Source organism: Fibrobacter sp. (assembly GCA_012523595.1).
GTDB lineage: Bacteria > Fibrobacterota > Chitinivibrionia > Chitinivibrionales > Chitinispirillaceae > JAAYIG01.
The window spans coordinates 1-12,915 of the sequence record JAAYIG010000222.1; the positions used below are offsets into that span (position 1 = coordinate 1).

The following is a 12,915-nucleotide window of genomic DNA, read 5'->3' on the forward strand; positions in this document are numbered from 1 at the left end:
ATGCGGACCGCCTCCCGTTTAAAGGAAGCATCATATTTCTTTCTTGTTTTCTTGGACATGAACACACCCTCCATGAATAAAAATATTTTGGTAATAGGTGTGTCCACCAATTCGGGTACAATTCATCTCGTTGTCTTTATTCCCATCCTCATCGCTTCCTTCATTGCCACTTAGGATTCTACAACCGACCAGGGCTATATTAACAATCAGGGTTAAGATAAGGTAAAAGTTAGCACTTTTTTTCATTTTCCATCCTCCTGCCAGCTTAGAAGTATCTGGTTGTGAATTTGAACAGGCAAGCCGGTTGTTGGTTTCCGGTCATGACTCCATCTGTAATCTTTCCGTTTAAATATTAGTTGTATTCTTAATAATTTTTCCGAAAAAATCAACTCTTAACTTTAGGCATTTTCTATTACCATTCCAAAATAATTCATTGCTATCGATCATATTTTCTTATTCTGAATTTTATTGTAACTACTCAGGATTCTCTTAGTCATTTGTTGGAGGTAAACAGGTTGAAATATCATCTACTAATTCGCTACCTGCCCTTTTCTGTTGCCTTTCGTGTCCCAAAAAGGAATAAACGCATGTGCAAGTATAGCAAATCAACAGTTGCCAAGCGAGGCAGCTATTCTCTTATATCAATGCCCATACGTGCTTGCACGTTCGATCACCCTTCCGCTCAGTCTTATTACCGGCTTATTTCCGGAAAACAGTGAATTATCCGGGTATAAAAGGTGACTACTAACCACCCATCCCGGGTACCACCTCTCCGTTGTCAGTTGCCGTAAGGCTACCATCGGAATACAGTTTGTCCCTGCCGTTACCCATTTATGCTTCGCACTTGCTATTATTTGCATTGCATTGTCTTTGATCAAAGCTGTCTGTGATTCCTGTCTTTTTCCGGCGGTTTATTACACTATCCACGGCTCCACTATTGTCAAATTAAGAAAATACCCTAAGGGTACCTTTCACCGGTTACTCAGCATTAAACTACAGAACACATAACAATCCTCTCAAATGGATTGCCCCGGAGAGCTGATAGCATCATATTATCCTTGCCTGCATAAACCTCTGTCAATCTGTTATCATTTGACAACTCTCAATCGCTCGTATTTCGGGCAAAAGGGATTGTTACCTGAAAGGCTCCAGGGTACAAAAATGAAATGGAGGTTAAGCGGTCCATTTGGAGCACTCATTCCGGTTTTTGAAACGAGGGTTGACGGACCCTATTCGTACCTGAATGAAAACAAGTATCTCAGTTCCGATCCTGCCACGTCTGGCGCCGGGGTATCAATAACTTTCCATGAAAGAGAATAATCATGATGATATGGATTAATGATTTTTCTCAGAGATGGTAAGATCTGCTTTATCATAGAGATTTCAGGTGTAGACCATGAAAGAATGCTTATGGTTATTTATCCGGCGCAGTGAAATTCTCTGTTGCCATGGCCAGTTCTCTTGTATGGCTGTAAAGCTCCTCCAGACTCATCTCCTTTAAATAGACAATCCCCCGTGTCGCCCTGATCAGAGGACTGGGGTGCTCATAAAACCATTCTCGACCAAGACAGGTCTTGACAGCATGGTACTGGTCAACCTGGATCTTCTGTGCCAGATCGCAGAAAGGGCCATCATATTCATAACTGGGAAATGGAGCATCTTTCTGAGAAACAAATGAGTGCATAAACGCCGCTTTCATCACAGCAAACATGTTCAAAGAAACCGGAACGAATTTATTGGCCTCTGACGGGTGAAACCTGTACCAGACATTACGGTACCCCCAGACTTTGATCTCTTTACGCCCGGTTTTTCTGCTATACACCCGCAAGGCATCAGCAACAGCCTGCAGCGCCTTGTAATGGGTATCTGGACCGCTTCCCTCAGGATCGAGAGCGACAGTGACTATATCCGGATTGACCTCTGAGAGGAGTGCCGCAACAGGTGCAACGTCCCGCTCCTGTGTGGGCTGCGGATTGAATATGTCACCTGTGTAGAAACCAAGCCTGAGATGATGCACATTTTTGCTGTTCCATCCGAAATACCCCCAGAGGCATTCTGCTTCCCACTCCCTGCGCATGCCTTTGAGCCTCTGTACCTCCTCAGGATCTCTCTTTCCAGGATATGCGTTCCTGAAGTAACTGATAAGCTCCTGTATACGGGCTTTTACAGAGGCCACATCATAGCTGCCGTAAATTTCCCCGAGATCGCGTATAAGGCGTCTGGATTCGCCCTCTGCCTGCATCTGACAGTCTCCTGAAGTTACTCCGTCAAGGTACTGCCAGATATCCCGGTTACGTGCTTTGCGGTTGCTCCCGGTAAAATATCCTTCATCAGAGAGCATTTTGTACTCAGGCAGATCCATAAATTCAAGAGCTCTGGAGAGCTTCTCAAGCATAAACCGGTTGGTTACCGCTGTAAACCCGCTTGTCAGTGTGGCAAAAACATGTCTGTTGGCGGCACTGCGGACATGACGCACGGCTGCAGGAAGATATCCCAGCATGATATCATCATGATGTGGTTCCGTATGAAGAATGCACACATCCTGAGCAACCTTTGCCCCCGCCTCAACAGCAGATTGAAGCCGATCCTTTACTCCGGAGAGAAGGTCATGAAGATCTTTCCCTGAGCGGTGCAAAACAGCCTCCCCCATGATATCACTCTTCAAGTCATCTTCAGTGAGATCTATCACCCGTTTACAATTACGGAGTGCGCAATCTATAATAACACGCTCTGCAGTTTCCAAACCGATTTCAGGGGATTTTGTGATAACCTGGTACTGGCGTCTCTGCAGAAGCCCGGCAGCTCCTTTTGTCAGATAAAATCTGGCATTTGGCATCGAGTGGAAAGCACTTGCCGGTATATCCACACATTTTTGCCCCTCAATGGCCCGCGCAACCACTTCTGCCTTTGATGCACCGGCAGCAATAATTATCACTGTGCAATCGGGGTTAAAAGTTATGGTCCCAAGCCCGATAGTAATAACAAGCCTGTTTCGGGAGATATCGATTCCACCAAGATCGGCGGCTGCTGCGGCCTGTGTCTCGTAATTTGTACCTGTAAGGCGGGTGGTGCAATGATGATCAGAGCCGCGGATATTAAACCCGATGTGACCATCGGGGCCTATTCCACCAAGAAAAAACCCGATTCCGCCAAGAGCGCGGATTCTGTCCTCATGCTCAAGACACCACTGGTCAACTCTCAGGAGTGCCTCTCTTTGGATAATCTCCAAAGGAGTTTCCGGAGTTCTGAACCGCAGACTGAGATCTACCTTGTTATCCGGCCAGATATCATCAGTGGACTGGTCTGGCCCCATTCCAATCCGTGAGCAATCCATGAAAAGACACTTCGCAGGGTCGAGGCCGAGTCCCTTTATGTAAAATTTGTTTACATAGTAGTTGAAACTGTTTACCTGAAGCGGGTTCATTGGATAGAACTCATCAATCTGCACATAGTAGAGACTTTTCAGATCCGGTTTCCTCGAAGACAACTCATTTCCGGCAAGGAGATCCTGTACGCCTTTAGTGTCCCAGTTGCCCAGAATCCACTGCATCCATTTGATGAAATATTCCGGAGTTTTTCCAGTCGGAAGGCTAATCACACCGCCGGGATTCCCTTGGGCCCACTCTATAAAGCGTAATGCGGCCAGACGACCCAGCGCAGGGATATTATCGACCACTATCGCAGGAAGTTTTTCTTCGGGTAAATATTGAAAATCGAAAGCGGACTCTTTCAGCGCAGCTCTTTCGACCGGAGAAATTACCAACTCTGAGTCTCTTCCCATGTCGCCTCCTTCCCGGGTGCATAAGTCAGGTAAAAGATAGTTTGTGGCAGAACTCTGTGATTTCAGATAACAGAAGGATGATAAAAAAGCAGCGCATCCGGAAGGGAATGAAAACAAAAACGGCCGGTGAGAATTAACCAGCCGATTTAATCCATTCAAGAGAAAGCGTGGTGTTATTTGAGATGTACCGGTAGCGACATTGCCTTGCCCCCTGAAACCTTAATAAAATAGAGCCCGGCAGGCCCCCGAAGATCATCTGCGTTCAGATCGCTGTTTTTTTTTAAAATCTCTCCGGTAATCATTGCCTGCAGAAACTGAGGTGTTGATCTTCCCCAGATTTTTTTGAACGTTACAGGAGAAGCCACAATTTTTCCGGCAGGTAATCCGGTTGAAGAATCAAATGGAACAGTGAATTGCATGGAGAATTCAAATCCAGGGATTTTGTCTTTATCTCCATCACGCGGGAACTCACCCTTGAATTCTCCCTGTCCGGAACCCACAACCGAAACAAGGAATTCATAAGAACACAAAACCTGACCGGCATTAAATAGAAGAATAAGAGCCGCCATCACGATCTTAACAGGTAACCTGCAGGAAAGCATAATACCTCCTTAATTAGGAGTTAAATGTGTTTTAATAAAAACTCAGCAGAACCGATTCCTGAATTGCTAAAGGGTAGTACAATGTTAAATTGTTCTATTTGGAAAGATTTTTACTGCGTATTGACGGAGTGCGGCTCAACATCAGGCTATTCATGACTGTGAACGACATCCAGGTGCATGGTGCGGGTGTACTGGCCAGCAAACCATTTATCAAATGGGAAAAGGACAGGGACAAAGATTTTGATTCAAGGATGACAGGATAACGACTATCATTTGACTCTTGAGGAGAAGCAGGCTGGGATATTACGAGAGCACACATGATGCAGCCACAAACTTCTTCTTCTCAAGGCTGAATAAGGGAACTTACGTTTTTGAATATCCGCTTGTAGTTTCACATGCAGGAGATTTCTCAAATGGTATTACCACGATTCAGTGCATGTATGCACCTGAATTTACAAGCCATTCGGAGTGAGTGAGGGTGGTGGTAGGAGGCAGGTAACGAGTCAGAAGCGATAAGTTGTACGAGCAGGATTGAGAATTTTCTTTCCGGTAAACATGTTTATTTAACAAAAACCTGCTTAGACCATACAACTCGCCCATAACGCCCAAAAGTAACGACATAGATTCCCTGCGGCAGTTTTCTGTGGACAAAACGCTGTATCGATTGAGAAGAAAATACACCGCTGAAGGACCCGACTTTTTGACCCTGAAGAGAATAAACTGTAAGTTCACCGGGAGCAGGACTTAACAAGTGCTGTTTTCTATTTCGGGCGTTTTGTTTATTCAATATAATTTCATCATAAAATTCCATTGCCCCGATATCTATCACAGCGCCGTTAATCCGTCTTTTTCCAAGAAGATCGTACTCCGGCAAACCAAGTCCTGAGGTATCCGGGTCCCCACCATTTATTGACGGGTCACCAACACCAAACAGGCTGAACAACTGGAATCCTTCAACAACTGTGTCCGGAATGCCGGAAAGATGCATAGTAGCGACAAACTTTGTATGGTAAACTCTGCTACCTGTAAATACCCCCTGATAGGGCTTTATCGTGTGGTCATAAACTGTATCATACATTTGACAATATCGGAAAGACGGAGTAACGGCACTGTCAAGGAAAATTCCGCAACCGGCACTGTCACGGGTAAGTCTGGCCAGGGTACCATTCCCTCCCTCGATCGTATTTATAAGAACAGGAGATGAGGCTGAAGAGTCATGTCCGAAAAATATTCCACCGCCATAAAACGAAGAATTATTGACAATGGTGCAATTAATCAGCTTCAATGATGCGTCTGAACAATAAATACCTCCGCCCCTGTCGTGAGATTTACAATCAAAAATTATGCAGTTGCGCAAGGTTACATCAGTCGGCCCGAATATCGCCAACGCACCTCCTCTGATATCTCCAATTGAGGCGTTTATTGAAAGAGTTGTATCGCTGTAAAAAACGCAATTGTTGAATTCAACTTTTGAATTCCTGCCGATCCGAACAGCACCGCCAGTCCTGGCGCTGTTACGTTCAAACCTGCAGTTCTGAACAAAAAGAGTCGCAGATCCTTTTTCGCTGGTCATTATTGCACCACCACCGGAAACAGTACCATTTCTGTTGTTCAGGTTATGCGCGAAATAACAGTCTTCAATATCAACTACTGACCCTGAATCACAGTAAACTGCCCCGCCTATATCACCATATGAATCTGTTATGCTGCAATTCTTCAGCGAAATATAGTTACCCGCTCCGCAATGAAGTGTTGTCCCCTGTGTCTTATACAGCACTTCACTGCTGGAAAAAACAGTATTCCTCAAAACACAGAATCGAAAGAATGATGAATCAAGTTTGCCCGATTCACGGGATCGTGGTACTAAACGGATACCAGTCCAGCTATTGGCAGGGTTTAATCTTGTAATCCGGATAGAATCATCTACGGTACCGCTTGCGGTTATGGTGCCCTTTACAGTAATGAATGAAATGCTTTTATTGAAGATGATATGGGTTCCTGAAGCAATTGTCAGACGCGCTCCCTCCTTTATCTCAATGCCTTCTTTATCGATCAGCACCGTATCCACATCCCAGACAGCATCAGCGGTAAGGTCAGAAGTCACCACAAGTGAAGACGCAAAAAGGTTTATTGTCAACAAAAAGGTGATTAAAAGAGTACCGATCGTTTTCATAATGCCACCTCTCTCTTCAATTCGAGTGTCGCTATACCGCGCGAAACGGTCAAAATTCACCCGAAAAGAGAAGCGTGGGCGCGGTAAGTGTCAGAACAGGGCTCTGATTCTATATGTTAAAATAGAAGCCGCAAGTTGCAAGGTGCAAGATCAGGAATGTGTAATGGATGTTTCTGAGGAGCCTGGTTTAAAGTAAGAAGAAATTGTTCCGGGGATTTATCCGGGAATAGTCCCTGGAGTTATGCAGGAATCAGGTCTGAGATAATAAAGAAAAAAGTAAAATCTCTGGGAATATCCTAACCCTGATTTGACAACTCTTCCCCGGAAATCTCCTCCGGGTTATACTCTGTGGTACTCTGCGATGAACAGTCAGGACACTCCTTGTCTCCTGAGAATCCGGCGGCAAAAACATTACCACACTTCCTGCATAACATAAGACGCATCGTGGGATACTTGCTCTCGTTTATCATCACTCTCCCTGCAAATCTCCAAACATCGCCTCGACATAAGCTTTGGGGTCAAAATCCTGAAGATCATCGATCCCCTCACCTACACCGATTTTTTTGATGGGAATCTTGAATTGCCTTGTCATGGCAATCGCCACCCCTCCCTTTGCAGTACCATCCAGCTTCGTTACAATAAGTCCTGTAAGCCCCAGCGCGTCATTGAAAACCTTTACCTGCTTGAGCGCGTTCTGCCCCGTTGTGGCATCGATTACCAGAAGAATCTCGTTTGGCGCATGAGGAGTATTACGCTTTATGACTCTTACGATCTTGTCAAGCTCGCTCATCAGATTTACTTTTGTATGAAGCCTTCCTGCGGTGTCAAGTATAAGCACATCGATATTTCTGGCTTTGGCTGCCTCTATGGCATCAAATGCCACCGATGCGGCATCAGAGCCCTCCTGCTGCGCCACAAAATCACACCCTGTACGGTCAGCCCATACCCTCAACTGCTCTATCGCACCGGCCCTGAAAGTATCAGCAGCCCCAAGCATCACAGATTTACCCTTCTGCCTCAGCTCATGAGCCATTTTGCCGATAGTAGTGGTTTTACCCACCCCATTTACACCCACCACGAGAATCACCCATGGCCTGGGAGGAAACTCCTCGGGAAGCTTTACAACATTCAGGCTTGATGCAAGCACTCGTTTGAGCTCCTTATAGGCCTCGCGGATATCCCGTATCCCCTCTTCATCGATTCGCCACTTTAAATCATCAATAATCTCCTCAGAGAGTTCCATCCCGATATCCGCAGCAATAAGCGCCTCTTCCAGCGATTCAAAAAACTGCTCATCAAAACGATCCTCACTGCCGACTATCGATATCAGTTGCGAGCGCGTTTTGCTCAAACCATCCTTTAACCGCGAAATAAGGCTCATTGAATCTTCCCATGCTTCGGCATTTCACGCCGGTTTGTGTGTTTTTTTACTTTAAAATAGGTAAATTCGGCACCTGAATCAATGTGGCTGATATAAGGGGGAAACAGCTATTTGATTATATCAAAAAATTCTGATGACTTCTCAAGGCTCTGAGCAAGTGTCTCAGTTACCTTCTGATAATCTGAATCGCCAAATCTCAGCACTTCCCTGGCCTTGTCCCATTCCTCCGGCCGCTCCTCATTATCCCATATCGCATTGCCGGACTCATGTGCCAGAACATCTGCTATATGCACCGTAGTCACCAGATCCACCAGTTTATCTGTTGAAAAGGGATTGTGGTGAAAAACCAGAGGAAGACCCAGATCAGGCGGCAGTTCCCACTTTTCCGCTAATATCATGCCGATTTCAGCATGTGTAATTCCAAGTATCTCTTTTTCCGCACTTAAAAGTGGTATACCGTTATTACGGGCATATTCACAAGCCTTCAGATAATCCTCTGTTAAGTACTCATCAAAAATCAGCTTGCCCAGATCATGAAGAATCCCGGCGCAAAACGCACTCTCCGGATCCATCATACGGATATTGATAAAATGACGAGCCAATAGCCTGGATGCAAGCGCTGTGACAATGGAATGCTTCCAGAAACGATCCCTGTCAAAAGACCTCTTCGTTGTCCCTGGAAAAACCTTCATCAACGCCGCACTTAGAACGATAGAGCGAATCGTGCTGAACCCAAGAATAACCACTGCAGTTGACACGGAAGAAATGCTTCGGGGAATTCCATAAAAGGCACTGTTTGCCAGACGGATAATCTTGCTTGTAAGCGCAGGATCCTTCTCAATCAGCTTTGCAGCATCGTCCGCCGATGAATCAGGTGAGTTGACAACCTCTATAAGCCGGGTCACTATTGCCGGCAGTGACGGAAGATGATCGATATTCTCTATGATACGATTATACCGCTCGATTACCCCGGGATCTGCATTCTGATTCATAAATCTTTCCGGTAAAAAGGTTCTGCTATACAATATCTGTAATTATGCGCTTTTTTCAACAGGACTTCAAGCCAGGAATTTCGCGACGCATTTACCTCAGGCACTTTTACCCGTATGTAATTGGATGTAAGCCCTGATACAGGCTCCAGTGACTCCACTATAATTCTCAAAGGTACCCCCACGCACCTGCTGAGAAACTCACCCCTGCTCTCATCTATTACCCTCCGTAGAGAAGCGCTCCTTTCACTCTTCACACTCTCAGGAATCTTTCCGGACATCGAGAACGCAGCTGTCTGAGGACGAGCGGAAAAGCGGAAGACATGACCGTAAGAAAACCCCAGCAAGCGAACATTTTCAAGGGTAGAGGAAAACATCTCCTCTGTCTCACCCGGAAAACCCACTATAAAATCACCGCCAAGTCCGGCATGAGGATACCTTTGACGGAAAGAGAAGAGCTTGCTGAGAAGATTATCCAGCCCCCCACCATCCCTTTTCATCGCCACAAGCACATCAGCATTGAGACTCTGAACACTGACATGCAGATGATCACAGACCTTAGGCTCCTCCCCTATTATCTGAAGCAACTCATCACTGAGATCACGGGGATCCAGAGAACTGAGTCTTACCCTGAAATCACCATCGATACTGATAATTTTCTTGAGAAGCTCTATAAGTGTCCAACCCTCATCTTTTCCGGCCTGCCCGATATGGGTACCTGTCAGCACGATCTCTTTGAAACCGGCATCCACTGCTTCTCTGCATTTCTCCAGAATTTTCCATCCGGGCACAGATCTTGATGGACCGCGAAGACGGGGTACGATACAATATGTACAACTGTAATCACAGCCCTCCTGAATCTTGATAGAAAACCTTGTGCGAAATTCATCCGCCTGAGACACCTCACCGCAATCATCTTCACATACAAGACCATTTTTCTCAAATGAGGAGTGATACACCCCCCCGCACTCATCCCGAAGTATCGAAACTATACTGTTCTTGAAAGTGTTTCCCACAACCCAGTGTATCCCCGATGATTTCAACTGCTCAGGTTTCTGCTGGGCAAGGCATCCGGTGACTAGAATACGGGCTGATGGAGCCCGGGATAAGAGAGTTCTGATCATTCTGGATGTCTTTGATTCGGTTCCAGAGGTCACGGAGCATGTGTTTACTATTAATATGTCCGCATCCTCGGGATTATCCACCAGAAGATACCCCTCTCTGGACAGGCGCACTCTTAAAGCAGCCATCTCCTCCTGATTTGTCCTGCAGCCGATTGTTTTGATATGAACCCTGCGCTTTGCACAGGAGTCTTTATGCATTGGCGATTTCCCAGGCCTCGAGTGCTTCCTGCCTGGAAGGGAAAAGAGGAATTATGGAGCCTACATTGAGAGTTGAGAAGAGGTCATTGACAATATAATTTACAGAGCATATACTCATGCTTCCTCCGGTTTCCCGGAGAAGGTTATTGACACTTAAAACCGTGCCCAGACTCATACTGTCAAAAAAGGTCAAATCTTCCATGTCAAGCAGTATCTTCCTGAACCCGTCCAGAGAGAGAAGTAACTGCTGTTTGAGATATTCTGAACCGGCCGGATGACTCAGCACGCCGGAGAGTTCGAACACACACACATCATCCAGAATCTCTTTTTTCAGGTCCAGACGGATATCCACCGATGTACCCAGCAGATCAACCTCTGCCGGTCTGATCCCCCCGCCCCTATCAATTGTAAATATTCTATCAAGTCCGATATTCTGGAACAGATCATAAATATATTCGTTTAGATTCTTAAGCACCAGCCCGGTATCCCTGTCTTTTGAATCGCGGGCCAGAGTGACAAGTGATCCTATGCCTGAACTGTCAATAAATTCGGTTTCTGAAAAATCCAAAGTTAAATCGACAGGATTTTCACTCCCGATATGCTCTCTGATTTCAGAAACAGTATTCTTGACTACCGATCCGGCAAAATGACGGACGATCTTTATTTCTACTTTACTTCTGGACATCTATAAACCGCTCCTAACGAAGGAATCTTCTGGAAAGCTCATCGATCGAAATCCTGACCAGTGTAGGCCTCCCGTGTGGACATATATAGGGGTTTTTTGCAGAGAAAAGGCTGTTAAGCAACGCGTTCATCTCCTCCTGAGTCAACTTCTGGCCCGCTTTTATTGCCGCCCCGCAGGCAAATGCAGCCGCAAACCTTTTTTCCGGCTCCAGAAATGCCTGAGGATCTTTACCCTCCAGAAGGTATTTCACTATCCCGGTCACAGTCTCCTTCACTGCCCCGTCTTTGAGAAAAGCAGGAATAGCAGAAATCGATACCGCCTGCCCGCCAAAATCCTCAATTTCAAAGCCGAATGACTGAAGATACTTCCGGGCCGATTCAATGACCGCTTTTTCGGTAGCGGTCAATTCGAGGACAATCGGAAAGAGTAACTGCTGTGATGCGGCACGGCCCCTCTTCAGATCCTCAAGTGCCTGCTCAAAGAGCACCCGCTCATGAGCAGCATGCTGGTCTATGATGAGAATGCCGTTTTTTATGGGGGCCAGCACAAAAAGAGAATGGATCTGGTAACAGGGAATCAGATCCCAGCGCTCATCCCGCTCCTCTGACGTTAATTGTACACCGTTCTGTTGAGGAGGGTCAACTTCTTTCTGAGATGGCTCGTAACTGCTCCCGGGGAATGGAAGAATGGTCTGAGAACTGCCCGGAGTCTCGGGCGGCTGCTCCCGGACTGAGAAAGTGGACATCCCCCCCGATGTTCCTGAAAAACAGGTAAGAGGAGAACTGTCCCAGGCTGGAGGAGGCACAGATGAGGGTGTTTCTCCGGTCAGGAATGAACCAGGCTGCACCATAGTAGAGGTGATACTGCTCTTTACGGTAGAGAAAATAAAACCGAACAGATCCCGCTCATTGTCAAATTTGACTTGCTGTTTAGTAGGATGAACATTGACGTCGATTCTGGATGGATCGATGTCGAGAAAACAGAAGAAAGAGGGTCGAAAAGAGGAGCCCAGAAACTGGGAGAATGCCTCTCTGACAGCGAATGTAACAGAGTCGTTGTCTATGCGGCGCAGATTTACAAACAAAGAATTGAACCTGGGACGCTCCTTCAGATCTTCCGGAGAGGAAACATAGATAAGCGCTTCCATCCCCGGCCTGCTCCCGCGGCACTCTATAAGCCTGCGGGCAAACTGATTTCCAGCCACAGCACCGATTCTCTCCAGAGGAGATGATGCGATCGGAAATTCGAGAACCTTTTTGTTGTCGATAGAAAGAGTAAAATGAACAGAGGGAAAAGGTATTGCTATCTGCTCGAAAAAGCGCATGCATGCAAGTTGTTCACCTCTATGGGTTTTCATGAACTTTTTTCGTGCAGGCACATTGAAAAAAAGATCCCTTACAGAAACGGTAGTACCGCGGTTATGAGGACAGGGTAGAAGCTCATGAACCGCTCCTCCATCGGAACTGATCCTGAAACCGAGTCCGTCCTCCGAAGATGAACTCTCGACCTGAACCCTGCTCACAGCCGCGATGCTCCCCATAGCCTCACCCCTGAACCCCATGGTGGCGACAGCATAGAGATCATCGGCACTGCTGATTTTACTGGTAGCATGAGGAAGAAGGCAGAGACGAAGATCCTCTGAGGACATACCCAGGCCGTTGTCGACAACCTTTATCAGGGAAAACCCGGCATCCTCCAGAAAAACATCGATTCTGGTAGCGGATGCATCGATGGAATTTTCGATCAGTTCTTTCAGTACAGATCCAGGCCGCTCAACGACCTCTCCAGCCGCGATCTTCTCCACAACTGTCTGTGGCAGTACTTTGATAGTGGTTGTATGTTGCATCTGCTTTGAGGCCAAATATTAGGAAGGTTCTCTTACATGTTCTGTCTGAAACCAGCAGAACACGCTCTCAAGCACCTAAAAGCCTGAAATTCTTATGCCAATAATATACTATATGTCTTTCTGTGACGGGGGGAGA

The 12,915-nt window shown here is 46.3% G+C and carries 13 protein-coding genes; 3 read left to right on the forward strand and 10 right to left on the reverse strand.

Going from position 1 to position 12,915, the window contains the following annotated elements:
- Positions 1-30: 30 nt before the first annotated feature.
- On the reverse strand, positions 31-246 hold the full coding sequence (locus GX089_15480) for a hypothetical protein (protein ID NLP03895.1): 216 nt from the start codon (positions 244-246) through the stop codon (positions 31-33).
- Between the two features lie 915 nt (positions 247-1,161).
- Here GX089_15480 and GX089_15485 point away from each other — a divergent pair.
- On the forward strand, positions 1,162-1,320 hold the full coding sequence (locus tag GX089_15485) for a hypothetical protein (GenBank protein ID NLP03896.1): 159 nt from the start codon (positions 1,162-1,164) through the stop codon (positions 1,318-1,320).
- Positions 1,321-1,414: 94 nt separating this feature from the next.
- On the opposite strand, the gene GX089_15490 is transcribed toward GX089_15485, so the two are convergent.
- Together GX089_15490 and GX089_15495 are read right to left on the reverse strand one after the other, a co-directional pair.
- Complete coding sequence (locus GX089_15490; GenBank protein ID NLP03897.1) at positions 1,415-3,781, reverse strand: glucosamine-6-phosphate deaminase; 2,367 nt, start codon at positions 3,779-3,781, stop codon at positions 1,415-1,417.
- A gap of 173 nt (positions 3,782-3,954) precedes the next feature.
- On the reverse strand, positions 3,955-4,383 hold the full coding sequence (locus GX089_15495) for a hypothetical protein (protein NLP03898.1): 429 nt from the start codon (positions 4,381-4,383) through the stop codon (positions 3,955-3,957).
- Positions 4,384-4,481: 98 nt separating this feature from the next.
- On the opposite strand from GX089_15495, the gene GX089_15500 reads away from it, so the two are divergent.
- Together GX089_15500 and GX089_15505 are read left to right on the forward strand one after the other, a co-directional pair.
- Positions 4,482-4,646 carry a hypothetical protein gene (locus GX089_15500; protein ID NLP03899.1) on the forward strand — a complete coding sequence of 55 codons (165 nt, stop codon included), beginning with the start codon at positions 4,482-4,484 and terminating at the stop codon, positions 4,644-4,646.
- Between the two features lie 17 nt (positions 4,647-4,663).
- Positions 4,664-4,855: a hypothetical protein gene (locus GX089_15505; protein NLP03900.1), complete on the forward strand. Its 192-nt coding sequence runs from the start codon at positions 4,664-4,666 to the stop codon at positions 4,853-4,855.
- Between the two features lie 87 nt (positions 4,856-4,942).
- Here the strand turns inward: GX089_15505 and GX089_15510 are convergent, their stop codons facing one another.
- The 7 genes from GX089_15510 to mutL form a co-directional block, all read right to left on the reverse strand.
- A complete protein-coding gene (locus GX089_15510) occupies positions 4,943-6,556 on the reverse strand; it encodes a right-handed parallel beta-helix repeat-containing protein (protein NLP03901.1) in 1,614 nt (537 codons plus the stop codon).
- A 296-nt stretch (positions 6,557-6,852) separates the two neighbouring features.
- The gene (locus GX089_15515) at positions 6,853-7,026 is read right to left on the reverse strand and encodes a hypothetical protein (protein ID NLP03902.1); all 174 of its coding nucleotides are present in this window, start codon (positions 7,024-7,026) and stop codon (positions 6,853-6,855) included.
- Positions 7,026-7,937 carry a signal recognition particle-docking protein FtsY gene (ftsY, locus tag GX089_15520; protein NLP03903.1) on the reverse strand — a complete coding sequence of 304 codons (912 nt, stop codon included), beginning with the start codon at positions 7,935-7,937 and terminating at the stop codon, positions 7,026-7,028. Before ftsY ends, GX089_15515 begins: the two co-directional genes overlap by 1 nt.
- A 107-nt stretch (positions 7,938-8,044) precedes the next feature.
- Positions 8,045-8,929, reverse strand: a complete 885-nt coding sequence (locus GX089_15525) for an HDOD domain-containing protein (protein ID NLP03904.1) — start codon at positions 8,927-8,929, stop codon at positions 8,045-8,047.
- Complete coding sequence (mtaB, locus tag GX089_15530; GenBank protein ID NLP03905.1) at positions 8,926-10,248, reverse strand: tRNA (N(6)-L-threonylcarbamoyladenosine(37)-C(2))-methylthiotransferase MtaB; 1,323 nt, start codon at positions 10,246-10,248, stop codon at positions 8,926-8,928. Before mtaB ends, GX089_15525 begins: the two co-directional genes overlap by 4 nt.
- Positions 10,241-10,933 (reverse strand): STAS domain-containing protein, encoded by a 693-nt coding sequence (locus tag GX089_15535; GenBank protein ID NLP03906.1) that lies wholly within the window; start codon positions 10,931-10,933, stop codon positions 10,241-10,243. The genes mtaB and GX089_15535 overlap by 8 nt, the downstream gene beginning before the upstream one ends.
- 13 nt (positions 10,934-10,946) lie before the next feature.
- The gene (mutL, locus tag GX089_15540; protein ID NLP03907.1) at positions 10,947-12,779 is read right to left on the reverse strand and encodes a DNA mismatch repair endonuclease MutL; all 1,833 of its coding nucleotides are present in this window, start codon (positions 12,777-12,779) and stop codon (positions 10,947-10,949) included.
- Between the last annotated feature and the right edge of the window lie 136 nt (positions 12,780-12,915).